This is a genomic window from Kribbella endophytica (genome assembly GCF_054781295.1).
Genome location: NZ_BAAGUR010000002.1, coordinates 1254711 through 1279747, shown reverse-complemented (window position 1 = coordinate 1279747; position 25037 = coordinate 1254711). Strand labels below are relative to the sequence as shown.

Genomic DNA, 25037 nt, shown 5'->3' with positions numbered 1-25037 from the left:
GCTCATCCGACCGAGATCGACGAGCGAAGAGGATGCCCGTGAGCGAGGAGTCGACAGCCCTCCCGTGGCCGGTGGTGACCGGCATCGGAGGTACGACGCCTGCCGAGCTGATGGCCCGGGTGGCGCGCGGTGACACGGATGCGTTCTCGCACCTGTACGACCAGATGGCTCCGCGGGTGTTCGGACTGATCCGCCGGGTGCTGCGCAACCCGGCCCAGTCCGAGGAGGTCACCCAGGAGGTGATGGTCGAGGTCTGGCGGACGGCCACCCGGTACGACGCCGACCGCGGCTCACCGACCTCCTGGATCCTGACGATGGCGCACCGGCGCGCGATCGACCGGGTCCGGTCGGAGCAGTCGGCCACGGACCGGGAGCAGGCCGTCGCAGCGGCCAGCTCGACCACGGCGTACGACGAGGTCGCCGAAGCGGTCACCACGAACCTGGAGGTCGAGCAGGTCCGCCACTGCCTGTCGGCCCTGACCGAGCTGCAACGCGAGTCGGTGACGCTGGCCTACTACGGCGGCTACTCCTACCGCGAGGTGGCCGAACTGCTGGACGCGAAGTTGGCGACGATCAAAGCGCGGATGCGCGACGGCCTGATCCGGCTGCGCGACTGCCTGGGTGTGACGGGGAGGTGAGGGCCATGACGACACCGGACGTGCACATGCTGACCGGTCCCTACGTACTGAACGCACTGCCCGAGGACGAGCGGATCGGGTTCGAGGATCACCTCGCCGACTGCTCGTCGTGCCGGTCCGAGGTCTCGGAGCTGCGTGAAGCGGCCAACAAGCTCGGTACGGCGGTGGCGATGCCGCCACCGGCCGCGCTGAAGGCCCGGGTGCTGTCCGAGATCGCTGCGACCCGACAGCTGCCGCCGATCGTCCGCCACACCGAGGACGTCGAACCCGCACCGACAGTTGTCGGCATGCATCGCAAGCCCCGCCGTGCGCGCCGCTCGATGCTCGCCCTGGCCGCAGCCGCTCTGGCGGTCGCAGCCACCGGTGGGATCGCCATCGACCAGTACCGCGACAGCCAACGCGTCGAGCAGCAGAACCAGGATCTGGCCGGCCTGCTGGCCCAGCCGGACGCCCGGACCGCTCGGGCTGCCGTGACTGGTGGCGGCAGCGCGGCAGTGATCATGTCGGCCGGACAGGACCGAGCGATCGTCCTGCTGCGCGGCCTGCCGAAGCTGCCGGACGGCAAGACCTACCAGCTCTGGCTGATGGACAAGTCCCTCACCCCGCACTCGGCCGGCCTGGCCACTCCCGAGGCGACCAGGCTGATCAACGGCGGCGTCAAGGACAAGACCGCCCTCGGCATCACCGTCGAGAACTCCCCCGGCGCCGTCACCCCGACCGAGCCCATCATCGCCATGGTGCAGATGGCCTAGAGCTCCACCCCAGGCAACCTTCGTCGAGCTACTGCAGCTTGATGAAGGTTGCCTTGGGCACGTACTCGTAGCGGTCGGGCATGCAGGTCAGGATGATCACCTGGCCGTGGTCGCCGGCACGGCCGAGCAGGGTGCCCATATCGCGGAGGCGGGCCTTGTCGGACCAGCCGAGGGCGTCGTCGAAGATGACGGGCACGCTGTTCTCGGTCGTGCTGACCAGGTGGCTGATCGCCAGCCGGGTGATGATCGCCAGCTGCTCCTGCGCGCCCGTCGACAGCGACTCGATCCGCAGCCGGTTGCCTTCCAGCTCGCGTTCGGCGACGGCCAGGTCGTCGTCGAGCCAGACGCGGAACGTCGGCCCGTAGACACTGCGGCCAAGCGCCTCGATCCTGCTCTGCAAGGGCTCCGAGTACTTCGTCTGCGCGGCAGCCCGGTGCCGGCCCAAGGTCTCGTGCACCCGCCGCGCGGCCTCGGCCCGGCGCTGCAGGTTCTCGTGCTCGGTCCGTACGGCGGCCAGCTCCAGCTCCGCCGTGTCCTGCCGAGTCGCCAGCCCGTCGCGGCCCGACTGCTCCAGCCGGCCCTCCGTCGTACGGAGTGAATCGCGCAGTGTGTCCCGCTCGCCCTGCAGCCGGTTGGCGACGGCCAGCGCGTCAGCCAGCTCGCCCTCGACGTGGTCCGCACCAGCAGCGTCCACCTGCTCCTGCACGGCGGTGAACTCCTCCAGCACCGCCTCCACCTCACCGGTGGCCGTCTCCTCCGCCGCGTCGACGTCCTCGTCGGCCAGCACCGCGCGGGCCGCCTCCAACTCAGCCGTCGCCGCAGCAACCCGCTCAGCCGCCAGCTCCGCCCGGGCCCGCGCCTGCTGCGCTTCGGACCGGTCCTCGTCGGCCGCCTTCCGCGCCTGCGCCGCCGCGAACTCCGCATCGGTCAGCAACCGCTCTGCCGTCGCCAGCTCGGTCCGCGCGTCCTCCAGCGCCCGCTGCGCACCGGCCAGGTCGTCCGGCGCCAGCGGCTCCGGCATCACCAGGTCCTCGAAGTCGAACGTGTCCTCGGCGAACTCCTCGAAGAGCGACATCTGCCCCGGTACGTTCTCCACCGCCGGCTGCTGCTTGCCCTTCGGCGCCTCTTCCTCTTCCTCGGCGGGCTCGTCGCCGAAGACACCCAACCGCGCCGCCAGCAAGGCGATCCGCTCCCCCGGGTCACCGCCGGCCGTCAGCGACCGCTCGGTCCGCCGGGCCTCCTGCAGCTCCGCCGACGCGGTGTCGCTCTTGCGCAGCAGCTCACGGGCGGCCTGCAGGTCGCGGACCTTGGCCCGCTTCAGCAGGTCCGTCTCACGCCGTACGGCCTCATCGACCAGCGACCGCAGCGAGGCCGCGTCGCCGCCCGCGCGGACGACCATCTCGACCTGACCCGGTACGCCGACGTGCAGCTCGCCGGACACGAGCATCGACAGCTCAGCGCCCTCGGCCAGCTGCGGCGGCACCTTCGCACCACCGGCGTCCAGGCCGGTCCCTTCCAGCGAGACCTCCTCGGCACCGAGCCGCCGTACCAGCACCTCCGGTACGCCGGCCGCCAGCGCCGCCCGCGCCTCGACGACCTTGGCCCGGGAGTCCTCCAGCTCGGCGACCAGGTCGTCGGTCACCTTGATCCCGTCGAGCACCCGCGACGCCGTAGCGATCCGGGCCCGTACGTCGGCCAGCTCGGCCTGCTGACCGGTCAGCCGGTCCAGCTCGGCGCGGTCCATCAGCTCGGACACCCGCTGCTCAGCGTGCTGGACGTCGCCGCGCCGGTCGTCCTTCAGCTCGACCACCTCGGCCAGCGCGGCCTCGGCGGCGTGCAGCGTGTCGGTGGAGGCCTTGGCGACCTTCTCCGCCTCGGTCTTGAGCTCGGCCAGCTCGCCGGCTGCCGTCGTGAACCGCTCGACCTCGGACAGCAGCCGCTCGCGCTCCAGCCGGGTGCGCGTGTGGTTCTCCAGCCGGGCCCGCGCCGTCTCGGCCCGGGCGCGCACCGAGTCCCGCCGGAGCAGGATCTCGTCGGTGTCCTTCTTGCGGACCCGCAGCTCCTCGACGGACTTCAGGTGCTCGGCCAAACGGGTGGTGAGGTCCTCGAGGTCGAGAGCTAGCCGCTCGGCCCGGCGGATGTCGGCGACGACCTCCTCCATCGCCTTGGCCGCCTGCGCGGACCGCAGCTCGGCCGCGGTCACCGCCTGGGCCGACTTGGCGAAGTCGCCCGTCGGACGACCACGCGGTGTCCAGTACCGGAGGAACTCGTGCTCGACCGCGGACACCAGCGGCATCGAAGCGCCGTCGACCGGCGTACCGGACTCTGCCGTGACCGCGGTAATCAGCGGCTCGGCGTCGGCGGGCGTCGGCAGGATCAGCGACTGGCCCTGGCTGACCATCAGGGTCTGCCAGAGCACGGGGTCGACGTTCTCGTTGAAGAGCCGCTCGGCCTCGTTGTGCGCCTCGCGGCCGGTGAACGTCTGGCGGCGGCCGTCCGGCGCGATCACGGACAGCTCGGTGGACCGGTTCTTCAGCCAGCGCTTGGTGTAGGTCAGCTCGCGGCCGCCCAGGGTCAGCTCGACCGTCACCTCGGGCGCGACGTCGTGGCCGACCGGCTGGACGTCGGCGATCCGCTTGGACTTGGAGTCGTCCGGGAAGTCGAAGACCAGCGCGAACGCCTCGACCAGGCTGGACTTGCCGACCTCGTTGTCGCCGACCACGACGGTGGTGCCGATCGCGGGGAGCTGGACGGTGCGCTCCGCGACGCCGCGGAAGTTCCGCAGCGTCAGGCTGTGCAGTCTCATCCCGCGTCCCTGGCCAAACGGTGCATCAGAGTCAGGGCCGCACCGGCCGCCTCGTCGCCGCCGGCGAGCGCTTGCCGCAGCTCCTCCATCGCCGCCCGGGCCGGACCGCTCAGCTGCAGCGCGTCCAGATCGGCGGCCTCGGGTGCCGGCCGCACGGTCCAGAACTTCGGCCACTTCTCGACGCTGGCGAACACCTCGCCCAGCGCGTCGAGCGTCGCGTCCAGCCGGCTCATCAGCGGCAACGGCAGCGAGCCGTCAGCAGCCAGCCGGACGTACGTCCGCTCCTTGTCCGGCAGCTCGGCGAACCAGTCCTCCAGCGCCTTCAGCGACTCCTCGCCGTCCAGCTCCGCGTGGTGCTCGACCATGTGCCAGGCACCGACCCGCTGCGGCTCGACGGTGATCGCGTCCCCGGTGAGCGTCACGGCCAGGACGTTGCCCGGATGCGTCTCCTCCGGCGCGGTGACCTCCTGCGTCCCGGAGAACCAGATTCGCTCGGTCACCTTCGTCATCGAGTGCCGGTCGCCGAGTCCGACGTACTGCAGGCGGCCGTCCTCGACCGCGGCCTCGAGCGCCGCCTGGTCGATGGTCGGTACGTCGGACATGCCGCCGCTCAGGCTGGTCAGCTGCCCGTGCGCGAGCAGGATCCGTCGGTTCTTGGAGGGCTTCAGCCCGGCGTACCCGGGAGCCGCCGGATCCGACACCGGCCGGCGCGAACGCCACGGCGCCCCGACGATCTCGACGCCCGGCACGACCTCGTACGGCGACTCGTCGACGACCACGGTGACGTGGTCCGGCTTGTGCGCGGCCCACTGCGCCGACGTCCACAACGACCCCGGCTCGAGGGCGTCGTGGTTGCCCGGGAGCAGCACCACCGGGACCGGAATCCGCTTCAGCGCCTCGCACGCGCGCAGGATCGTCTGCCGCTCGACCTGGTTGTGCTCGAACACGTCCCCGGTGACCACCAGGAACCGCGCGCCGGTCCGTTCCGCGACCTCACCGATCCGCGCGACAGCATCCAGCCGCGCCTGACCCCACCGGGCCTGACCGTCCGGCCCCAGGAACCGGCGCATCATCCCCAGCTGCCAGTCCGAACTGTGCAGAAACGTGATCGATTCGTCCATCGCGCGAGAACGCTAACCCGACCCACCGACTACCGCCCAACCCAACACACCCACAACCCCCCGACCGCCCGGCATCCGAACACCCTTTCGGAAGCTCCCTGACACAACACCTACTCTTTCCGGTCTAGTCTTGTACGCCGAAACCCCGTTGCCGTGCCACCCGTCCATCACCCAGGATCGGGCGCATGGAGACGTACCTGGAGACCGCGCGGCTGGTGCTTCGGCGGTTCACGACCGGGGACGTCGAGCTGCTGGTGGGCCTGGACTCGGATGTCGAGGTGATGCGGTTTCTGACCGGGCAGGTGACGGCTCGGGACGAGATCGAGAACAAGGTGCTGCCGGGGATGCTGGACGTCTACGCACGGCACCCGGGGCTGGGGACGTTCGCGGCGCACGAGAAGGCGACGGGCGAGTTCGTGGGGTGGTTCGGGCTGCAGCCGACAGCCACGGCGGGCACGCTCGATGTGGGGTATCGGCTGCGGCGGGACGTGTGGGGGCGTGGGTACGCGACCGAGGGGACGCGGGCGTTGATCGCCAAGGCGTTCACCGAGCTCGGGGCCGAGCGGGTGGTGGCGGACACGATGGCGGTGAACACCAGGTCCCGGCGCGTGATGGTGAAGTCGGGGTTGCGGTTCGTGCGGGTCTTCCACGTGGTGTTCGAGGATCCGCTGCCCGGGACCGAGCACGGTGAGGTCGAGTACGCCGTCGACCGGGAGACCTGGTCGGCCGGCGCGTAGGGGACACTGGGGACCGTGCCTGACGACAAGCCGCCGTACGCCGTACTGGACATCGACGCGACGCTGTCCGACACCAGTAAGCGCGTCCACTTCCTGAACAAGAAGCCGAAGGACTGGGACTCGTTCTTCGCCGGCGCAAAGGACGATGCCGTACTCGACGAAGGCCTGGCGGTCGCGACCAAGCTGGCCGAGGGGCACGAGATCGTCTACCTGACCGGCCGGCCCGAGCGGCTGCGGCGGGACACGGTGCGGTGGCTGAAGGACAACGGCTTCCCCGAGGGGCAGCTGTTCATGCGGCGCAACAACGACCGCCGCCCGTCGGCGACGATGAAGCTCTACCGGCTCGACCAACTCAAGGCCGAGCGCCCGGTCGCGGTCCTGGTCGACGACGACGTCAAGGTCTGCGCCGCCGCCGAGAAGGCCGGCTACACCGTGCTGAGGGCCGACTGGGGACTCGATGCCGAGACCCAGCCGACCCTCTTCGAGGCCCAGGAGAAAGAGGGCCGTACGTAGGACCTACTTGCTCAGCCCGACGATCAGGGTGTTCGGGTACGGCGGGTAGGCGCCCAGGTAGAAGTTCTGCACCTTCGAGCCGTGCAGGAACGCGTTGGTCGCGTAGAGCAGCGGAACCAGCGGCGCGTCGCCGAGGATCTGCTTGTCCAGCGCGGCCCACTGGGACGCGGCCTTGGCGCGGTCCGGCTCACCGGTCGCCGCCGCGATCGCGGTGTCGACCGCCGCGTTGGAGTAGCGCGACAGGTTGTACCCGCCGTTGCCGATCTCCGACGACGCGAACAGCGGCTGGATGTTGCCGATCGCACTCGGGAAGTCCGGCAGCCAGCTCCCGACGGTCAGGTCGTAGTCGCCCTTCGCGTTGGTCTGCACCTCGGTCAGCGCCTCGGCGTCGTACGGCTTGATGGAGACCGTGATCCCGGCCCGCTTCAGACCCTGCTGGATCGCCTGGGCGACACCGAGCTTCTGGTTGTCGGCGGCAAGCACCAGGTTCAGGTTCGTGGCACCGGCCGCGGCCAGCATCGACTTGGCCTTCTCCGGGTCGCCCTGCGGCTGCGTCGGGTACAGGTCGAACTTGGCGTAGCCCTCGATGCCCGGCGTGATCAGCGTCGTCGCGATCTCGCCACCGAACTCCGGACCGCCCTCGGCGACCTGAACGGCCTGCTTGTCGACGGCGTACTGGATCGCCTTGCGGACCTCGGGGTTGGCCAGCGCCGGGCGCTTGTTGTTCATCGCCAGGTACTCGAGCGCGCCGGACGGCGAGGTCGCCACCCGGGCCTTGACCGCGGGGTTGCCGGTCACGGTCGGGATCAGCGCGGCCGGAACCGACGTACCGGTCGTGGCCGAGAACTTGTCGTCACCGGCGTCGGCGATCAGCCGCTGGTTGATCACGTCGGGCTGCAGACCCATGTCGGTGATGATCGAGTCCGGCAGGGCGGTCCGCGCCGGGTCGCTCGCCTGGTCCCAGTTCGGGTTGCGCTCCAGCTCCAGCTTCGAGCCCGGCGCGTACGCCTTGATCTGGTAGGGGCCGCTGGCAACAGGGTCCTCGCCGTAGTGCGCGGGGTCGGTGTCGGCCTTCTTCGGCACCGGCGAGAACGCCGGCATGCTGACGATCCACGGCCAGTCGCCGTACGGCTTGTTCAGCTTGAACACGACCGTGGTGTCGTCCGGCGCCTCGACCGACGCGAGTTCCTGGCCCTTGTACGGACCGGTGTACTTCTCGGCGCCGGCCAGCAGCGACTTGTGGTAGCTCAGCCCGCCGGACAACTCCGGCGCGAACGACCGCTCGACGCCGTACTTGATGTCAGCGGCAACGATCGGCGAGCCGTCGGCGTACTTCAGGCCCGGCTTGAGCTTGTACGTCCAGGTCTTGCCGCCGTCGCTGACCTGCCCGGTGTCGGTGGCCAGGTCGGGCACGATCTCGGCGCCCTTGCCCTCGGTGGTCTTCCACGAGGTCAGGCCGCGCAGCACCAGGTGGATGCCGCTGATGCCGAGGTTCTGGCTCTTGGCCGGGTCGTAGCTGATCTCCTTGCTGGTGCTCAGGAAGTGCAGCGTGCCGCCCTTCTCGGCGGCCGCGTCGCTGCCCGCTCCGGGCGCGGACTTGTCGTTGGCGTTGCAGGCGGCCAGCGCGAGGGCCAGCGCCCCTGCGACAGCGACCGCCCGGGTGATGCTCTTCATGGTGTCCTCTCAGACGTGGGGGGTTCAGAGGATTCGGGGAAGTAGCAGGCGACACGGTGCTCGCCGCTGACTTCTTCGAGGGTGGGCCGGACCGTCGCGCAGACGTCCTGGGCCTTGTAGCACCGGGTCCGGAAGGGGCACCCGGACGGCGGGTCGATCGGCGTGGGGACGTCGCCGGTCAGCACGATCCGCTCCCGGACCGCACCCGGTTCAGGAACCGGTACGGCGGACAGCAGCGCGCGCGTGTACGGGTGGGCCGGGTTCGCGTAGACGTCGGCGGCCGGGCCCTCCTCGACGATCGTGCCGAGGTACATGACGGCCAGCCGATCAGCGACCTGCCGTACGACGGCCAGGTCGTGCGCGACCAGCACGTACGACAGGCCGAGCTCGTCGCGCAGGTCGGCCAGCAGGTTCAGCACCTGGGCCTGGACCGAGACGTCGAGCGCGGAGACCGGTTCGTCGCAGACCAGCAGGTCGGGCTTCACCGCGAGCGCGCGGGCGATGCCGATCCGCTGACGCTGGCCGCCGGAGAACTCGTGCGGGTACCGCTCGAGGTGCTCCTCGGACAGCCCGACCTGCTGCAGCAGTTCGATCAGCTGCGCGCGGGTCGGCTTGATCCCCTGCGCCCGGAACGGGGTGCTGAGAATCGTGCCGACCGACTGCCGCGGGTTGAGCGAGGCCTGCGGGTCCTGGAACACCATCTGGATCTTGCGCCGTACGGGACGAAGCCGGCGGCCGCGCAGCTTGGTGACGTCCTGGCCGCCGATGCTGACGCGCCCCTCGGTCGGGTCGAGCAGCCGCATCGCGAGGCGCGCCAGCGTCGACTTGCCCGACCCCGACTCTCCGACCAGACCGACGGTCTCGCCCTTGCGTACGACGAAGTCGATCCCGTCCACCGCACGGACCGCGCCCGCCTTCCGGAACGGCAGACCCCGTACGCCGAAGTACTTCTTCACCCCGGTCAGCCGGAGCAACTCCTCGCCAGGCGCCGAGTCCCCGCGGCTGCGTTCCTCGCCGCCTGCGGGCACCTCGCGGACCTCCACGTTCTCCTCGCTCACAGCTGCACCTCCGGCCGGCGCCCGAGATGGCAGGCCGCCTCGTGATCGCCCTCGCCCGGCCGCGGCGTCAGCTCGGGCCGCTCGGTCACGCACCGCTCCCCCACCTGCACGGCGTACGCGCACCGCGGCTGGAACGGGCACCCGGTCTTGATCGACCCCGGCGACGGCGGACTCCCGGGAATCGTTGCCAATCGATGCCTCGGCGGTACGTCGACCCGCGGCATCGCGCCCAGCAGCCCCAGGCTGTACGGGTGCGCCGCCCGGAAGAACAGATCCCGGACGGTCCCGCGCTCGGCCGCGCGTCCGGCGTACATCACGAGGATGTCATCGGCGACCTCAGCGACCACCCCGAGATCGTGCGAGATCAGCACCAGCGCGGTGTCGAACTCGCGCTGCACGTCCTCGAGCAGCCGCAGGATCTGCGCCTGGACGGTGACGTCGAGCGCGGTCGTCGGCTCGTCCGCGATCAGCACCTTCGGGTCGTTCACCAAAGCCATAGCGATCACGACCCGCTGCCGCATTCCCCCGGAGAACTCGTGCGGGTACGCGCGGGCCCGCTGCTCGGCCGACGGGATGCCGACCAGGTCGAGCATCCGGACCGCCCGCTTCCACGCTTCCTTCTTCGAGGCGTCGTGGTGCAGCCGGTACGCCTCGGCGATCTGCCAGCCGACGGTGTAGTACGGGTTGAGCGCGGACAACGCGTCCTGGAAGACCAGCGCGATGTCGTTGCCGCGGATCTTGCGCAGCTCGTCCTTCGGCAGCCCGACCAGCTCGCGGCCGCCGAGCAGCACCTCGCCCTTCACGTCGGCGTTCGACGGCAGCAGTCCCATCACCGCGGCCGAGCTGACGCTCTTGCCGGAGCCGGACTCGCCGACGATCGCCAGCGTCTGGCCGGGCGCGACGGCGAAGTCGATCCCGGCGACGGCCGGCACCAGCCCGCCCTCGGTCTTGAACGTCACGTGGAGGTCGTGGACCTCCAGCACCGGCTGATCAGGCATGGCCCACCCTCGGGTCGAGAACTCCGTGCAGCACGTCCACCACGAGATTGGCGAGGATCACCAGGAACGCCGAGAACAGCGTCACGCCGACCACCACCGCGACGTCGAGCTGCCCGACTCCGCTGATCAGCAGCTCGCCGAGACCCTGCATGCTGAACACCTTCTCGGTCAGGATCGCGCCGCCGAGCAGGCCGCCGAGATCGAGCCCGAAGATCGTCACGATCGGGACCAGGACGCCGCGCAGACCGTGCAGTACGACGACCCGCCCCTCGCCCGCGCCTTTGGCCCGGGCCGTGGTGATGTGGTCGAGGTTGAGCTCCTCGAGCATCTGCGCCCGGGTCAATCTGATGTACGACGCCGCGTACAGCGCCGCCAGCACCGCCCACGGCGTGATCAGGTGCCAGGCCCAGTCGACCGGGCTCTCGGTGAGCGGCACGTATCCGTTGACCGGCACCATGTTCAGCCAGAACCCGAAGACCAGGATCGCGAGCAGGCCGACCAGGAACGACGGCGCCGCCACGCCCACCAGGGCGAACCCGACCGCCGCACGGTCGAACAGCTTGCCGCGCTTGAGTGCCGCGCCGACACCGAGCGAGACGCCGAGGAGCAGCCAGAGCACGGCCGCGCCGATCGCGATCGACGCGGTGACCGGCAGCCGGCTGAGGATCAGTGTGGTCACGGGACGGGCCAGCGGGAACGAGTAGCCGAAGCAGGGCGCGTTGCACTGCACGGTCGCGGCGCCCTCGCCGAAGCTACGGCCCGCCACGATGCCCTTGAGGAAGTTCAGGTACTGCTGGAGCACGCTCTGGTCCAGCTGCATGAAGTGCCGCGCCTGCTCCAGGCGGTCCGGCGTACAGGGCTTTCCGCAGCCGAGCCTCGCCGGGTCGGCGGGCAGCGCGTAGAAGATCAGGTAGACGGCCAGGCTCAGCGCGAGCATGACCAGCACGGTCGCCAGCAAGCGGCGAATCACGAACCACAGCAGGTCGGGCATGTCAGTTCGCCCTCCGCAGCCGTACGTCGAAAGCATCCCGTACGCCGTCGCCGAGCAGCGTGAACCCCAGTACGGCGAGGAACAGCATCGCGCCCGGGAAGACCAGGAACCACGGGTCGGTGCCGGTGTAGACCCACGCGATCGAGTCCGAGATCGACCGGCCCAGACTCGGTGTCGGCGGCGGTACGCCGACGCCCAGGAACGACAGGGCGGCCTCGGTGCCGATGATGCCCGGCACGGCCATCGTCGCGATCACCAGCACCGGGCCGAGCAGGTTCGGCAGCAGCTCACGGGTGACCACGTGCCAGCCGCTGGACCCGGCCGAGCGGGCCGCCTCGACGAACTCGCGGGTGACCAGCGAGCGCGCCTGGTTGCGGATCAGACGGGCCAGGCCGGCCCAGCCGAACACGCTCAGCACGATGATCAGCAGCAGCGAGCGTGGGAACCCGGCCGGGACAATGATGCCCAGGGCAATCATGAAGACCAGCTGCGGGAACCCGAAGAGGAAGTCGAGCAGCCGCGACACGACCGCGTCGTACCAGCCGCCGAAGTACGCGGCGCTGATGCCGACCAGCGTGCCGACCGTGGTCGTGATGATCGTGCAGACGATCGCGATGAACAACGACGTGCGCAGCCCGAGCACGGTGATCGCGAACAGGTCACGCCCGGTCAGCGGCTCGACACCGAACCAGTGGTCGCCGCTCAGCCCGCCGATCGCACCGCGCGGAGCGTTGCCCCGCAGGGGATCGAGCAGACCGATGTCGTAGGTCAAGGCGTCCTGGCCCTCGAGCTTGGCCAGCAGCGGCGCCGCGAGCGCGACGACGATCAGGACGATGACCAGGACGGCGCCGAGCCGGGCACTGCGGTCCCGGCGGACACGGCGCAGGGCCTGCCGGGTCGGTGAGACGGCCGTGGCGACCGAGGAACCCACGAGAACTCCTGACAACGATGGACTTGAACCCAGCCGAAAGACGGTAGGCCAGAGTCTGCCACCATCGGCGCGCCGTCTTGAATGGTGAGAATGTGCATCTACGTACTGTGGTTTCGTGCTGACCCGGGTGGGAAGATCCGCGGCCGGTCCGGGGTTGTGCCAGACAACAATCGCAGACCGATGGGGAGTACCGATGAAGGCCGTTGCACACAGCGAGTTGGGAGACGCGGACGTTCTGCGCGTCACGGAGCTCGACGTTCCCGAGCCGGGCGCCGGCGAGGTCCGGGTCCGGGTGGCGGTGTCCGGTGTGAACCCGACCGACTGGAAGGGCCGCAGCGGCGCGTACGGCGCGGCTGAGGGCGAGCTCCCGCTGTCGGTGCCGAACCACGACGGCGCGGGCGTGATCGACGCGGTGGGTCCGGACACCAAGGACTTCGCGGTCGGCGACCGGGTGTGGGTCTCGCTTGCGGCGTACCAGCGTCCGGCGAGCGGGACGGCGCAGGAGTACACGGTGCTGCCGGCTCAGCGCGTCTTTCCCTTGCCCGACAGTGCGAGCTTCGAGCTCGGTGCGGCGACCGGGATTCCCGCGCTGACCGCCCATCGGTCGTTGACCGTCGCCGAGGACGGGCCGTCGCGGCTCGCGCCCGGCGCTCTCGAGGGCTTTGTTGTGCTGGTCGCTGGTGGTGCGGGTGCCGTTGGCCACGCCGCCGTGCAGCTCGCGCGCTGGGCCGGCGCGACCGTCATCGCCACGGTCAGCGGTGAGGCCAAAGCGTCGTACGCGAAGGCCGCTGGTGCGCAGCACGTCGTGAACTACCGCGACGACGATGCCGCCGAGCAGATCCGCGCGATCGCGCCGGAGGGTATCGACCTGATCGTCGAGGTCGCCGCCGGGCGGAACAACGCACTCGATCTCGCCGTACTGAAGAACCGCGGGACGATCGCGATCTACGCCAACGACGGCGGTACGCCGTTCGCGATCGACATCGGGCAGAACATGGGCCTGAACGTGCGCTACCAGTTCGTGCTGGGCTACACCTTCGGCTGGGACAAGGTGGCCGCCGGTGCGGAGGACATCACCGCGGCGATCGCCGCCGGAGCGCTGCCGGTCGGCGAGGACGCGGGACTGCCGCTGATCGAGTTCGACCTGGACCGGACCGGCGACGCGCACCGCGCCGTCGAGTCCGGTGCCGTAGGCAAGGTTCTGGTGAAGGTCGCCGAGCTCTAGTCCTGGTCGATCAGTTCCCAGCGACGCCGCGGCCAGAACTTGACCGCGGCGAGCGCGAGCACGGCACCGACGAGAGCTCCCGGCAGCGCCCAGCGCCAGCCGGTGAACGCGTCGGTGCCGTCGCTCGTGGTCGCGGCGGCGGCCGTCGTCGTCGCGTCGTCGGTGACGGCGGTCTCGGGAGTCGCGCCGTCGGTGGCCTCGTAGCCCTTCTGCGACAGCATGCCCAGCTCACCGAGCACCTTCATCAGCGCCTGCCCGTCGGCCGCCGGGTGCCAGATCGGCTTCTCCGGCATCGTGCCGGTGGAGCTCTCGAACGACGCCACCCACGGGCCGCCCTGGGCATCGGGGTAGATCAGGTCGAGCCGCCAGACCGACATGTCGTGGATCAACCAGGTGGCCCGGATCACCCGGCCGTTGCCCTCCGCCTCCCAGCCCGGATGGTTCTTGGCCTGCATCCCGACCGAGTTCATCAGCGCGTCGTACCTGGCGTCCTGGTACCCGGCGGCAGCGACCTTCGGGATCGCGGGCGCGCTCAGCAGCACACTCGTCGGCCCACCCGCCTGCGCCGGCACCGCGATCCAGGCCGACATGACGATCAGCAACACCCCACCCAACCGCAGCAATGTCTTCATACCCGTCCTACACCGCTGCGCACCGGGAGGTTCCGACGCCCGCCCGGCCCCCTCCCCTTCTTTCTTTTCTCCGCGCCCGCGCCGCGCAGCGGCGCGGGCGCGGTAATCCGGTTGCCGACCTAGCCCTGCCCCCGCAAGGGTGATCCCATGCGCGACTTCGATCCAGCAGCCGCTTTCGGTCCCGCCGTCGCCGCCCGGGACGTCAAGTCCGCGCGCGGTGACGAACAGCCAGCCGTCGACCTGCTCGCCGGCCTCGCCCGCGGCGACTCCGCCCTGGAGTTCGCCATCGGCACCGGTCGCATCGCACTCCCGCTGACCGAACGCGGCATCCGCGTCGACGGCATCGAGCTCTCCACCGACATGGTCGACCAGCTCCGCACCAGGCCCGGCGGCAGCGACCTCGACGTACTGGTCGGCGACATGAGCACCACGACGACGGGCCGCAAGTACCCGCTCGTCTACCTGGTCTTCAACACGATCTTCAACCTGCTCACCCAGGACGCCCAGGTCCGCTGCTTCGAGAACGCCGCCCGCCACCTCGCCGACGACGGCGTGTTCCTGGTCGAGGCCGCCGTCCCGAGCGCCTGGCTGCCGAGCAACCAGTACGTCAACGCCGAGCAGGTCGAACCGTCGTACGTCGTGCTCGACGTCTGCCGCTACGACCCGGCGACCCAGATCCTCGACGAGAACCACGTCCGCCTCGACGCGGCCGGCGTCCACCTCGGCCCGATCTCCTGCCGGCTCGCCTGGCCGTCGGAGCTCGACCTGATGGCCCGCCTGGCCGGACTGCGGCTGGTCGACCGCTGGGGCGGCTGGGAGAAGGAGCGCTACACCGGCGAAGGCATGCACGTCTCCGTCTACGGCCGCTAGCCCGTCACCGACTCGGCGATCTCCGTGGCCCGTTCCTTGTCCGCGGCACCTTCAAGCCGGAACGTCAGCCCGCCGTACACCCAGACCAGCGTCGGCCCAGCGACCCGCTCGTACACCTCGTTGCCGTTCTGGTCCTCCAGCACCAGTTCGTGCGGCGTACTGAACCAGTAGCCGTTCACCGCCCGCACGGGCTCCAGCGACTCGTAGTACTTCTTGATGTAGTACGGCGACAACCGGTCCTTGAACTGCTCCAGCCGTACGACGCCGTCCGCTGTGTTCCACGTCATCGCCACCTTGCCGCCTGACGCCTCGACGCCGTTCGGCGTACCGAGCCGCCTGGGGACGAGCGGTGTGAGTCCAGCGAGCCGACCCGCCTCCTGCAGCGACAGCTGCCCGCTGACGACCGGCGGACCAGGCGCACTCGTCGGGCCGCTCGGCACCGGCCGGGCCTCCACTCCCCCGATGTCCAACCACTCAGCCACGGCAGCCCGGACCGGCGGCGCCACTGCGGCACCCGCGACCAGGACAGCCAGCAACGCCAGCAGCGCCCGCCACTTGCTTCGGATGACCTCACCGGCAGTACGTCGTACGGCGACACGTTCCAGCACAGCCGTCGCCAGGTCGGGAGCGACAGGAGGTGTGTAGCTGCGGCCGAGCGCTCGCAGTTCCTCAAGCAACTGCTCGTCCGTCATCGCTGCACCTCCTTGTCCGGCAGTTGACTCCGTAGCTTCTTCAGCGCCCGGTGCAGCCTCGACTTGACCGTGCCCTTCGCCCAGCCGAGCACTGTGGCGGTCTCCTGCTCGTCCAGCTCCAGCAGGTAGCGACACGTCACCACCAGCCGGTACTGCTCGGGCAGAGTCTTCAGCGCGTCCAGCAACTCACGCCTGCGCTCGGACGACAGCGCAGCGGTCGCCGGGTCGTCGAGCACCTCGTCGGGGAGCGCCACCAGCTCCTCACGCCGTACGCGCCGCTGTCTGGAGCGGACCTGGTTGCGCGTCTCGTTGGCCACGATGCGCAGCAGCCACGGCCGGAACGCCGAGTCGTTCCGGAAGCTGCCGAGCGCCCGGTAGGCCTTCACGAACGACTCCTGCACGACGTCGTCGGCGTCCGCACCGGCACCGAGCAGGACCGCCATCCGCTGCGCCACCTGGGCATGACGGTTCACCAGCTCCGCATAGGCGGCGGAATCACCGCCCCGGACCCGGTGCACGATCGCGGCCTCGTCGCTGATGCCGCCTCCTCTCCCTCTGCCTGAACTACACCACGGCGGCGTTCGCGGTTCCCACTACCCGAAATCGTCCTGGATCCGCGCCAGAATGCCGTGCATGACCGCACAGTTCGGACCTCACCGCTGGTCGGCCGGCCACGACCGCACGCCCGACACCGACCGCTTCCGCGGCGCCCGGTTCCACGTCGCCGACCTCCGCGGGACGCGCTTCGTCGACTGCGACCTGACCGGGGCGCGCATCGTCGACGCCACCCTGGTCGACGTCGCCGTGTCCGGGTACGTCGAGCGCCTGGTCGTCAACGGCGTCGACGTCACGGCGTACGTCGAGTCCGAGCTCGACCGCCGCCACCCCGAACGCGTCCAGCTCCGCTCGGTCGGCAGCCTCGACGACTTCCGCGCCCTCTGGACCACCATCGAGTCTCTCTGGGCCGCCACCACCGACCGCGCTTCACGACTCCCCGAAGCGTTGCTCTCCCAACGCGTCGACGAGGAGTGGTCGTTCATCGAAACCCTCCGCCACCTCGTCTTCATCACCGACTCGTGGGCCAGCCGCACGATCCTCGACGAGGAGAATCCGTTCCACCCTCTGGCCCTCCCCCAGTCCGCCTACAGCCCCACGGACGCGGCCGCCTTGGGCATGACGCTCGCCGCCACCCCGACGTACGCCGAAGTCCTCGAGGCCCGCGAGTCCCGCCAATCAGTCGTCCGCGAAATTCTCACCAGTGCCGACCTCAACCACCCCTGCCCCCGCACGCCCGCGCCCGGCTACCCCGAAGGCGACCGCCCGGTCGCCGAATGCCTCTACGTCGTCATGCAGGAAGAGATCGACCACCACCTCTTCGCCACCCGCGACCTCACCACCCTCGAGTAACTGCATCGCCTTGGCCTGGTTGATGGGCCTACAGTCGCGGGACCTGACTGAGGGGGATGTTGTGGACAAGGTCGCGCTGGCGTTCGACGCGTTGTGCGGTGGGGTGCGAGGCGAGCTCGACCGCGGCGGGCGTTTCCTGCGGTGGATCGAGGCCGGCGACGGTCCGGCTGTGGTGTTCGAGGCGGGCGCGATGTCGCCGGTCGCCGGCTTCGCGGCGTGCTTCAAGGCGCTGGCCGCGGACCACCGGGTGATCGCCTACGACCGCGCCGGGTATGGCATCAGCGACGCGGCGCCGCTCAGCCTCGACCTACAGGTAGGCGACTTGGTCGCCGTACTGGAAGCTGCCGGGCCGTGCATCCTCGTCGGACACAGCTGGGGCGGGCTGCTGGCTCAACTCGCCGCCTGGGAACGCCCTGACCTGATCACCGGCCTCGTCCTGATCGACCCGTCCCACGAGTCCCTGTGGGCCGACTTCCTCACCCCCGAAGCGCTCGCCGAGGCCGCACGCCACCCGACCAGGCCGGCCGCCGACGACCCGCGCAGCGCCAACGTCCTGCCGTCCGCCCGCGAGCTCGCGACCGAGGTCGCCGCGAGCGTCGGCAGCCACGAGGACCTGCTGATCGACGCCTACCTCTCGTACGTCGAGACCGACGAGCAGGTGTTCACCATCCTCGACGAGGTCCCGATGGCGCTCGACCATCTCGACGACCTCGCCGTACGCCGTGCGCGAGCCGTCTGGCCGCAGGTCCCGGTCGCGGTCCTCACCGCGATGAAGGGCCGACCCGAGGCCTTCGTCGCACCGGTGATGGCGATCCAGGAAGCGCTCGTCGCCGCCGCGAACGGCCACCACCACGTCGTACCGGATGCCGGGCACTACATCCACATCGACCGCCCGGACGTGGTGATCCAGGCCGTGCGCGACGTCGCCGCGGGGAGTCTCGGCACCGAGAACCGTCGAGAACAAGGGAACACCCGGCTCTGCGAGGATGCCCTGGTGCCGAAGACCTTCACGAAGCGCCGCGAGCCGGCCACGCCCGGATCCATCGCCGACCGCCTGCAGATGTTCGACCGCGAGGTCCGCTTCTACCGCGAGATCGGCCCGTCCGTCGGCGTTCGCGTTCCGGCCTGCTTCCACGCCGAGCAGGTCGACGGCGCGACCCACCTCGAGCTCGAGGACCTCTCGGACTGGCAGCTCGGCGCGAATCCCGCCGACGCCGCCCGCCTGCTGGCCGACCTTCACCGGCGCTGGGAGGGCAAGGCCCTCGCCGAGTGGCCGTGGCTGGCTCAAGCCGAGGCCTCTGACCTCGTGGACCAGCTCTTCAGCGACACCTGGGCCACCACCCGCACCCGAGCAGACCTGACCGCGCGGGTCCGCGACCTCGGTGACAGCCTCGTCGGCCAGGTCCCCGTGCTCGAGCAACGGGCCGCCGCCGCCGGACCGCCCACCCTCGTGCACGGCGACGCCTCGGCCCGGAACATGCGCACCTCGCCGACCGGCGAGATCGCCCTGCTCGACTGGGAGGACCTCCGGATCGGCCCAGGCCTCGACGACCTCACCTGGTTCCTCGTCTCCTCGGTCGACCCACGGCAGTGGGACGAGGCGCTCGCCGCGTACGGCGCCGCCGACCTCCGCGACACGCTTCCCGCGATGGCGGTCCAGGGCTTGTTCTCCTTCTCCGACGAGGAGCAATCCAGTCCCGCCGCGCAGCAGTGGATCGTCCGCCTGACCGAAGCCGCGCGCCGGCTCGGCGACTGACCGGGCCGCGTTGTCCACAAGGAATTCAATCCACGCGAAAACGGTCCGTACGACGTACTAAGGTCGTCTTCGTGCCTGATCTCGACGAGTCCTTCCTCGCCCTTCCGCGCCACGAGCTGGCCGGCGCCGCCCTGCAACGTGCCAAGGATCTCGGCGCGAGTTTCGCGGAGTTCCGGCTGGAGCGCATCCGCTCGGAGTCGATCTCCCTGCGCGACGGCGCGCTGGAGAACGCCCGCGACGACGAGGACCTCGGACTGGCCGTCCGTGTGATCCACGACGGCACCTGGGGGTTCGCCGCCGCCGTCGCGCTGACCACCGACAGCGCGGTCCTGGTCGCCGAGCAGGCGGTCAATCTGGCGCAGGTCTCGCGCCCGATCAACACCGAGCCGATCGAGCTGGCCGACGAGCCGGTCTACGACGACGTCACCTGGGTCTCGTCGTACGACGTCGACCCGTTCAGCGTGCCGCGCGCGGAGAAGGTCGCGCTGCTCGCCGACTACAGCCGCCGCCTGCTGGACGCCGACGGCGTCACCCACGTCAACGCGCACGTCGCGTCCGTGCACGAGTGCAAGTTCTACGCGAACTCCGAAGGCACGTCGTACACGCAGCAACGCGTCCGCATCGGCCCGTCGATCCAGGCGACCTCGGTCGACCCCGAGTCCGGCCGCTTCGACACGATGACCACCTGCGCGCCACCGGCCGGCCGCGGCTGGGAGTACATGACCGGCACCGGCTGGGACTGGGACAGCGAGCTCGCCCAGATCCCCGGCTGGCTGGCGGACAAGATGGTCGCCCCGAGCGTCGAGCCCGGCCGGTACGACGTGGTCGTCGACCCGACGAACCTCTGGCTGACCATCCACGAGTCGATCGGTCACGCCACCGAGCTGGACCGCGCCCTGGGCTACGAGGCCAACTACGCGGGCACCAGCTTCGCGACGCTCGACCAGCTCGGCACGCTGAAGTACGGCTCGCCGATCATGCACGTCACGGGTGACCGCACGGCCGAGCACGGCCTGTCGACCGTCGGGTACGACGACGAGGGCGTCGCCGGCCAGCAGTGGGACCTGGTCAAGGACGGCCTCCTCGTCGGGTACCAGGTCGACCGCCGGATGGCGAAGGTCAACGAGGACGTGCTCGGCACCGAGCGCTCCAACGGCTGTGCGTACGCCGACTCGTCCGGCCACATCCCGATCCAGCGGATGGCCAACGTCTCCTTGCAGCCCGCGCCCGACGGCCCCTCCACCGAGGAGCTGATCAGCCAGGTGAAGAACGGGATCTACATCGTCGGCGACAAGTCCTGGTCGATCGACATGCAGCGCTACAACTTCCAGTTCACCGGGCAGCGGTTCTTCAAGATCACCGACGGCAAGCTCGACGGCCAGCTGCGCGACGTCGCGTACCAGGCGACCACCACCGAGTTCTGGGGCTCGATGGAGGCGGTCGGCGGCCCGCAGACCTACCTGCTCGGCGGCGCGCTGAACTGCGGCAAGGCGCAGCCGTCCCAGTCCGGCGCGGTCACCCACGGGTGCCCGTCCGCCCTGTTCCGCGACGTCAACATTCTCAACACCACGCAGGAGGCCGGCCGGTGACGACCGCCATTCAGCTCACCCCGCAGGACACCGTCGAGCAGGCCCTGGAGCTCGCGGCCGCGCAGGGAGCCGAGGGCTGCGTCGTCCTCGTCGCCGAGACCTCGAGCGCGAACCTGCGCTGGGCGAACAACACGCTCACCACGAACGGCGCGATGCGCGGAACCAGCGTCACGGTGATCGCGACCGTCGGCGCAGGCGAGGGCACGGCGGTCGGCATCGTCAGCCGTTCGTCGGTCACCTCGGAGTCGCTGCACGAGATCGTCGCGGCCGCGGTCTCGACGGCCCGCGACGCCGAGCCGGCCGAGGACGCGCGTCCGCTCGTCGACGGCACCGTCGGCCCGGGCTGGGACGAGGAGGCCGACGAGACCTCCGTCAACGTGTACGAGAAGTTCGCGCCGGCGCTCGGCGAGGTGCTCGGCCGCGCCGGCAAGGAAGGCCGCTGGCTCTACGGCTTCGCCGACCACGAGGTCGTCACGCTGTACGCCGGGTCGTCGGCCGGGATGCGCTTGCGGCACTCGCTCCCCCGCGGTTTCGTCAGCGCGACCGGCAAGTCCGGCGACCTCTCGCAATCCGCCTGGGCGGGCGCCGCGACCCGCGACTTCAGCGACATCGACCCGCACTCGCTCGACGCCGAGCTGACCCGCCGGCTCGGCTGGGCCTCGCGGACGGTGTCGGTCGACGCCGGTCGGCACCCGACGATCCTGCCGCCGGCCGCCGTGGCCGACCTGACGACGTACTTGTTCTGGACGCTCGACGGCCGTGACGCCGCGGACGGCAACAGCCCGTTCTCCAAGCCCGGCGGCGGTTCCCGGGTCGGCGACGTACTGTCCAAGCAGCCGGTCAACCTCCGCTCCGACCCGCACCTGCCGGGCCTGGAGACGTTCCCGTTCGCGGTGGCGCGGTCGTCCGGTGGATCCTCCAGCGTCTTCGACAACGGCCTCACGCTGAGGGCGACCGACTGGATCCGCGGCGGCAAGCTCGAGAACCTGATGCAGAGCCGCTTCACCGCGGACCTCACCGGTGCCCCCGCGGTCACCCCCACCATCGACAACTACGTCCTCTCCGTCGACGGCGCCACCGGTTCCGTCGACGACCTCGTCGCCGGCATGGACCACGGCCTGCTACTCACCTGCCTCTGGTACATCCGCGTAGTAGACCCCCAGACCCTCCTGGTCACAGGCCTCACCCGCGACGGCGTCTACCAGGTCGAGAACGGCGAAGTCACCGCCGCCGTCAACAACTTCCGCTTCAACGAAAGCCCCATCGACCTCCTCAACCGCTTCACCGCCGCCGGCGCCACAGTCCCGACCTTCTCCCGCGAGTGGGGCGACGACTTCTCCCGCACCGCCACCCCGCCTCTGCTCATCCCCGACTTCAACATGTCCACCCAGAGCCAAGCGAACTGACGCACCCGGGAGGCCCCTTCACAGGGCCTCCCGCACGGCGGCGTTCTTGCTGCGGGCGTCTGCCGCGGCAAGCCCTGCGCGCATCGCCTCCCGCACCTCTGGCGCTCACGCTCCGGTCGACGTCAAAGGGATCTCGGTCATGAAGCGCCGCTCGATCTCAGGGATCCGCGCGACGATCAGATCGGGGTCGGTCGCCACCGCGGCGTAGAGATTGGGGCCGTCGGCACCGAACAGGTCAGCGACGACCAGCCGCCCGTCCGCGGCACGCATCACGTTGTCCGGGTTGTCATCCAGCCTCAGTCCGAACCACGGCACCTCTGCGCGGGCCCGTTCCAGAACACGCCCTGCGGCATCAGCGAGTTCAGCAACTTCCGGCGCCCGCCTGGCGATCGCTTGGTGGAACGCGACCGCCTCGGGCTCGGGGACGGGACGGAGCCACTCCAGGATCTGGAAGTCACCGCCACCGACCAGCCGCCGGTGCGCGAACAGTTCGGGGACCTGCCAGGTCTGCGCGGCCTCCCGATACAGCGCCACGGCATAAGCAGCGGCCGGATCGAACGGGCTGATCCGCGCTACCGCCGTACCGTCCGGCGAGCGAAGCGCGATCGCCCAGTCGCCGGCCCCGCACGGAGTCCAGCCCGCCGAGACAAGTGCTTCTTCCGCGGCGCGATGATCGGTTTGCCTGCCGAGGAGGGCGAGCGTTTCGCGATGCGGGCCGGCTTCCTCGAAGGTCACGGCGTTCAGCGTAAGCGCCTCGGTGGGCCGCCGCCCGTGTTGGCTGCGGACAGCCCGAGCCCGGAAAGGCTTGGACGGCGCAACGCCGAGGCTTGTAACTTGCAGTCGTCCGTGATGCTTCGCGAAGAGACGAGATCCTCCTGTACGACGTGATCATTGCCGGGTGTGGCCCGACCGGTGCGATGCTGGCGGCCGAGTTGCGGCTGCACGACGTACGGGTTCTCGTGCTGGAGAAGGACACCGAGCCGGTGTCGTTCGTGCGCATCGTCGGTCTGCATATTCGCAGCCTCGAACTGATGGCGATGCGCGGGCTGCTGGACCGCCTCCTCCCCCACGGACGGCAGCGGCCTGCTGCCGGGTTCTTCGCCGCTATCCACAAGCCGGTGCCCGAGGGGCTCGACTCCGCGCACGCCTATCTGCTGGGCATCCCGCAGCCGGTCGTCGTACGCCTGCTCGAAGAACACGCGATCGAGCTGGGCGCGGAGATCCGTCGCGGTTACGCGGTCGCCGGTGTCGAGCAGGACGACGAAGGCGTGACCGTCGAGCTGGCTGACGGCGAACAGTTGCGTGCGCGCTACCTCGTCGGCTGCGACGGCAGCCGCAGTACGGTGCGCAAGTTGCTCGGCGTCGGATTCCCCGGCGAGCCCTCGCGGACCGAGACGCTGATGGGCGAACTGGAAGTCGCAGCGCCGCAGGAGGAGATCGCCGCCAAGGTGGCCGAGATCCAGCAGACCAGCAAGAGCTTCAGTCTCACGCCGTTCGGCCAAGGGCTCTATCGCGTGGTCGTCCCGGTCGCCGGAGTAAGCGATCGCACGGAACGGCCTACGCTCGCAGACTTCCAGCACCAGTTGCGTGTTGTCGCCGGGACGGACTTCGGCGTGCACTCGCCGCGATGGTTGTCCCGCTTCGGCGATGCCACCCGGCTGGCCGAGCGCTACCGGGTCGGGCGGGTATTGCTGGCCGGCGACGCCGCACACATCCATCCGCCAACCGGCGGGCAAGGCCTCAACCTCGGAGTTCAGGACGCCTTCAACCTCGGCTGGAAGCTGGCCGCACAGATCCACGGCTGGGCGCCGGAAACACTGCTGGACACATACGAGGCCGAACGCCATCCGGTCGCCGCTGAGGTGCTGGACAACACCCGCGCACAGCTGGAGCTGTCCTCCGCAGAACCAGGTTCGCAGGCCGTACGCCGGCTGCTCACCGAACTGATGGACCTCAACGAGGTGAACCGCTACCTGATCGAGAAGATCACCGCGATCGACCTCCGCTACGACTTCGGCGAAGGCCCGGACCTGCTGGGTCGTCGCCTACGCGATCTCGACCTCAAGCAGGACCGGCTCTACGACCAGCTGCACCGAGGCCGCGGCCTCCTACTGGACCGCACCGAACGCCTGTCCGTCGCAGACTGGTCCGACCGGGTCGACCACCTCGCGGATCCCACTGCGCCCCTGGACGTTCCGTGCGTCCTGCTACGCCCCGACGGCCACGTCGCCTGGATCGGCGACGATCAGCAGGACCTGGACGCGCACCTCACCCGCTGGTTCGGCCAGCCCGCCCACTGATTCGCCGAGCAACCGAAGAGGCCCGTCTGCCGCCACGCGACAACCGGAGAGCGCCGCGGCGATCAGCTAGAGGGCCGTCGAGTTCGATCGCGTACGCCGGTCAGGCCGGCTTGGCCTGGGTGACTCGCCAGAGCTTGCGCGGCCCCTCGTCGTACGGGTCGGCTCCGCCGAGCTCCCACTGGTCGGCGAGCTCGCCGATCAGCTCGCCGTCGAAGAAGCGGCCGGCGAAGCCGTCCCGGGTGTACAGGCCGTCGCCGACCTCGGGGCACTTGCCGAAGTACGGGTCCTCGGTCGACCACACCGAGTACACGAACAGCCCGCCCGGCCGCAGCACCCGCCGGACCTCGTTCATCAGCGAGCGCAGCTCGGTCCGCGTGAACGCCATGTTCAGCAGCAGGTTCGCGTACACCGCGTTCACCGTCGCGTCGGCGGGCGGTAACGGATCGCGTACGTCGTGCAACGCCGCCGTCACCCGGTCGTCCAGCCCGTCGCGCTGCGCATCCAGCCGCAACTGGTGCAGCGCGGACTCGCTGAAGTCCGTCGCGTGCACGCTGAACCCCTGCCGGGCCAGGTACAACGCGTCCCGCCCGTGCCCGGCGCCGAGCTCCAGTACGTCGTCGATGCCCGCGGCACCGAACAGCCGAACCGTCCACCGCGCCGCCGCCGACGGCTCCGGCCCGTGCAGCCGCGGATTCTCGTCGTACGCGCGCTGCCACCTGTCCTGCTGAGCCCTCGCGAGCTCCTGCTCAGTCTTCATCCTGCTCCCCGTGGTCGCCGTGCCGATCAGAGAAACCGGCAGACCCGCAGCAGCCTACGCGACAACTCAGCACCCGTCTTCCCGCCGGCTCTCCTTTGCCGACCGCAACAACCCGCCCACAATTGGTTGCTGTTAGCAAGCAATCTCCCGCGGACGCCGCCCTGGCCAAGCAGAATCCGGTACC

Annotated in this window: 23 protein-coding genes; 11 read left to right on the top strand and 12 right to left on the bottom strand. The window is 70.1% G+C overall.

Annotated elements, in window-relative coordinates; translation table 11 throughout:
• Positions 1-38 precede the first annotated feature (38 nt).
• Positions 39-638: a sigma-70 family RNA polymerase sigma factor gene (locus ACYVIO_RS24420; RefSeq protein WP_460653187.1), complete on the top strand. Its 600-nt coding sequence runs from the start codon at positions 39-41 to the stop codon at positions 636-638.
• Positions 639-643: 5 nt separating this feature from the next.
• Positions 644-1390, top strand: coding sequence for an anti-sigma factor (locus ACYVIO_RS24415; protein ID WP_460653186.1), 747 nt, complete (start codon positions 644-646; stop codon positions 1388-1390).
• 28 nt (positions 1391-1418) lie between these two features.
• Here ACYVIO_RS24415 and ACYVIO_RS24410 read toward each other — a convergent pair whose 3' ends face one another.
• The gene (locus ACYVIO_RS24410) at positions 1419-4196 is read right to left on the bottom strand and encodes an ATP-binding protein (protein WP_460653185.1); all 2778 of its coding nucleotides are present in this window, start codon (positions 4194-4196) and stop codon (positions 1419-1421) included.
• The gene (locus tag ACYVIO_RS24405) at positions 4193-5317 is read right to left on the bottom strand and encodes a metallophosphoesterase family protein (RefSeq protein WP_460653184.1); all 1125 of its coding nucleotides are present in this window, start codon (positions 5315-5317) and stop codon (positions 4193-4195) included. The genes ACYVIO_RS24410 and ACYVIO_RS24405 overlap by 4 nt, the downstream gene beginning before the upstream one ends.
• A 185-nt stretch (positions 5318-5502) precedes the next feature.
• Here ACYVIO_RS24405 and ACYVIO_RS24400 point away from each other — a divergent pair, with 185 nt between their 5' ends.
• Both ACYVIO_RS24400 and ACYVIO_RS24395 read left to right on the top strand, forming a co-directional pair.
• Positions 5503-6054, top strand: a complete 552-nt coding sequence (locus ACYVIO_RS24400; protein WP_460653183.1) for a GNAT family N-acetyltransferase — start codon at positions 5503-5505, stop codon at positions 6052-6054.
• A 15-nt stretch (positions 6055-6069) separates the two neighbouring features.
• The gene (locus ACYVIO_RS24395; RefSeq protein ID WP_460653182.1) at positions 6070-6567 is read left to right on the top strand and encodes a phosphatase domain-containing protein; all 498 of its coding nucleotides are present in this window, start codon (positions 6070-6072) and stop codon (positions 6565-6567) included.
• A gap of 3 nt (positions 6568-6570) precedes the next feature.
• Here the strand turns inward: ACYVIO_RS24395 and ACYVIO_RS24390 are convergent, their stop codons facing one another.
• The 5 genes from ACYVIO_RS24390 to ACYVIO_RS24370 are packed head-to-tail and all read right to left on the bottom strand — an operon-like array spanning position 6571 to position 12219.
• Entirely contained in the window at positions 6571-8241 is a 1671-nt protein-coding gene (locus ACYVIO_RS24390) for an ABC transporter substrate-binding protein (protein WP_460653181.1), read from the bottom strand.
• On the bottom strand, positions 8238-9299 hold the full coding sequence (locus ACYVIO_RS24385) for an ABC transporter ATP-binding protein (RefSeq protein ID WP_460653180.1): 1062 nt from the start codon (positions 9297-9299) through the stop codon (positions 8238-8240). Before ACYVIO_RS24385 ends, ACYVIO_RS24390 begins: the two co-directional genes overlap by 4 nt.
• Positions 9296-10297: an ABC transporter ATP-binding protein gene (locus tag ACYVIO_RS24380; protein WP_460653179.1), complete on the bottom strand. Its 1002-nt coding sequence runs from the start codon at positions 10295-10297 to the stop codon at positions 9296-9298. Before ACYVIO_RS24380 ends, ACYVIO_RS24385 begins: the two co-directional genes overlap by 4 nt.
• A complete protein-coding gene (locus ACYVIO_RS24375) occupies positions 10290-11288 on the bottom strand; it encodes an ABC transporter permease (protein ID WP_460653178.1) in 999 nt (332 codons plus the stop codon). Before ACYVIO_RS24375 ends, ACYVIO_RS24380 begins: the two co-directional genes overlap by 8 nt.
• Before the next feature lies 1 nt (position 11289).
• Positions 11290-12219: an ABC transporter permease gene (locus ACYVIO_RS24370; protein ID WP_460653177.1), complete on the bottom strand. Its 930-nt coding sequence runs from the start codon at positions 12217-12219 to the stop codon at positions 11290-11292.
• 193 nt (positions 12220-12412) lie between these two features.
• Here ACYVIO_RS24370 and ACYVIO_RS24365 point away from each other — a divergent pair, with 193 nt between their 5' ends.
• Positions 12413-13444 (top strand): NADPH:quinone reductase, encoded by a 1032-nt coding sequence (locus ACYVIO_RS24365; protein ID WP_460653176.1) that lies wholly within the window; start codon positions 12413-12415, stop codon positions 13442-13444.
• On the opposite strand, the gene ACYVIO_RS24360 is transcribed toward ACYVIO_RS24365, so the two are convergent.
• Positions 13441-14076 (bottom strand): hypothetical protein, encoded by a 636-nt coding sequence (locus ACYVIO_RS24360; protein ID WP_460653175.1) that lies wholly within the window; start codon positions 14074-14076, stop codon positions 13441-13443. The genes ACYVIO_RS24365 and ACYVIO_RS24360 overlap by 4 nt on opposite strands.
• Before the next feature lie 147 nt (positions 14077-14223).
• Between ACYVIO_RS24360 and ACYVIO_RS24355 the strand changes: the two genes are divergently transcribed.
• Positions 14224-14946, top strand: coding sequence for a methyltransferase domain-containing protein (locus ACYVIO_RS24355; RefSeq protein ID WP_460653174.1), 723 nt, complete (start codon positions 14224-14226; stop codon positions 14944-14946).
• Here the strand turns inward: ACYVIO_RS24355 and ACYVIO_RS24350 are convergent.
• Positions 14943-15638, bottom strand: a complete 696-nt coding sequence (locus ACYVIO_RS24350; protein ID WP_460653173.1) for a hypothetical protein — start codon at positions 15636-15638, stop codon at positions 14943-14945. The genes ACYVIO_RS24355 and ACYVIO_RS24350 overlap by 4 nt on opposite strands.
• Positions 15635-16156, bottom strand: a complete 522-nt coding sequence (locus tag ACYVIO_RS24345; RefSeq protein ID WP_460653172.1) for an RNA polymerase sigma factor — start codon at positions 16154-16156, stop codon at positions 15635-15637. The genes ACYVIO_RS24350 and ACYVIO_RS24345 overlap by 4 nt, the downstream gene beginning before the upstream one ends.
• 115 nt (positions 16157-16271) lie before the next feature.
• On the opposite strand from ACYVIO_RS24345, the gene ACYVIO_RS24340 reads away from it, so the two are divergent.
• From ACYVIO_RS24340 to ACYVIO_RS24325, 4 genes are all read left to right on the top strand, one after another.
• Positions 16272-17045, top strand: a complete 774-nt coding sequence (locus ACYVIO_RS24340; RefSeq protein ID WP_460653171.1) for a DinB family protein — start codon at positions 16272-16274, stop codon at positions 17043-17045.
• A gap of 61 nt (positions 17046-17106) precedes the next feature.
• On the top strand, positions 17107-18801 hold the full coding sequence (locus tag ACYVIO_RS24335) for an alpha/beta fold hydrolase (protein ID WP_460653170.1): 1695 nt from the start codon (positions 17107-17109) through the stop codon (positions 18799-18801).
• Between the two features lie 71 nt (positions 18802-18872).
• Positions 18873-20390, top strand: coding sequence for a TldD/PmbA family protein (locus tag ACYVIO_RS24330; RefSeq protein ID WP_460653169.1), 1518 nt, complete (start codon positions 18873-18875; stop codon positions 20388-20390).
• Entirely contained in the window at positions 20387-21796 is a 1410-nt protein-coding gene (locus ACYVIO_RS24325; RefSeq protein ID WP_460653168.1) for a metallopeptidase TldD-related protein, read from the top strand. The genes ACYVIO_RS24330 and ACYVIO_RS24325 overlap by 4 nt, the downstream gene beginning before the upstream one ends.
• Before the next feature lie 105 nt (positions 21797-21901).
• On the opposite strand, the gene ACYVIO_RS24320 is transcribed toward ACYVIO_RS24325, so the two are convergent.
• Positions 21902-22531, bottom strand: coding sequence for a hypothetical protein (locus tag ACYVIO_RS24320; RefSeq protein WP_460653167.1), 630 nt, complete (start codon positions 22529-22531; stop codon positions 21902-21904).
• Between the two features lie 149 nt (positions 22532-22680).
• Between ACYVIO_RS24320 and rox the strand changes: the two genes are divergently transcribed.
• Positions 22681-24096: a rifampin monooxygenase gene (gene rox / locus ACYVIO_RS24315; protein WP_460653166.1), complete on the top strand. Its 1416-nt coding sequence runs from the start codon at positions 22681-22683 to the stop codon at positions 24094-24096.
• A 100-nt stretch (positions 24097-24196) separates the two neighbouring features.
• Here the strand turns inward: rox and ACYVIO_RS24310 are convergent, their stop codons facing one another.
• Entirely contained in the window at positions 24197-24853 is a 657-nt protein-coding gene (locus ACYVIO_RS24310; protein WP_460653165.1) for a class I SAM-dependent methyltransferase, read from the bottom strand.
• Between the last annotated feature and the right edge of the window lie 184 nt (positions 24854-25037).

Coding starts and splice junctions, on each gene's coding strand:
- ACYVIO_RS24415 (WP_460653186.1), top strand. CDS start 644: ATGACGACACCGGACGTGCACATGCTGACCGGTCCCTACGTACTGAAC.
- ACYVIO_RS24410 (WP_460653185.1), bottom strand. CDS start 4,196: ATGAGACTGCACAGCCTGACGCTGCGGAACTTCCGCGGCGTCGCGGAG.
- ACYVIO_RS24405 (WP_460653184.1), bottom strand. CDS start 5,317: ATGGACGAATCGATCACGTTTCTGCACAGTTCGGACTGGCAGCTGGGG.
- ACYVIO_RS24400 (WP_460653183.1), top strand. CDS start 5,503: ATGGAGACGTACCTGGAGACCGCGCGGCTGGTGCTTCGGCGGTTCACG.
- ACYVIO_RS24390 (WP_460653181.1), bottom strand. CDS start 8,241: ATGAAGAGCATCACCCGGGCGGTCGCTGTCGCAGGGGCGCTGGCCCTC.
- ACYVIO_RS24380 (WP_460653179.1), bottom strand. CDS start 10,297: ATGCCTGATCAGCCGGTGCTGGAGGTCCACGACCTCCACGTGACGTTC.
- ACYVIO_RS24375 (WP_460653178.1), bottom strand. CDS start 11,288: ATGCCCGACCTGCTGTGGTTCGTGATTCGCCGCTTGCTGGCGACCGTG.
- ACYVIO_RS24365 (WP_460653176.1), top strand. CDS start 12,413: ATGAAGGCCGTTGCACACAGCGAGTTGGGAGACGCGGACGTTCTGCGC.
- ACYVIO_RS24360 (WP_460653175.1), bottom strand. CDS start 14,076: ATGAAGACATTGCTGCGGTTGGGTGGGGTGTTGCTGATCGTCATGTCG.
- ACYVIO_RS24355 (WP_460653174.1), top strand. CDS start 14,224: ATGCGCGACTTCGATCCAGCAGCCGCTTTCGGTCCCGCCGTCGCCGCC.
- ACYVIO_RS24350 (WP_460653173.1), bottom strand. CDS start 15,638: ATGACGGACGAGCAGTTGCTTGAGGAACTGCGAGCGCTCGGCCGCAGC.
- ACYVIO_RS24340 (WP_460653171.1), top strand. CDS start 16,272: ATGACCGCACAGTTCGGACCTCACCGCTGGTCGGCCGGCCACGACCGC.
- ACYVIO_RS24310 (WP_460653165.1), bottom strand. CDS start 24,853: ATGAAGACTGAGCAGGAGCTCGCGAGGGCTCAGCAGGACAGGTGGCAG.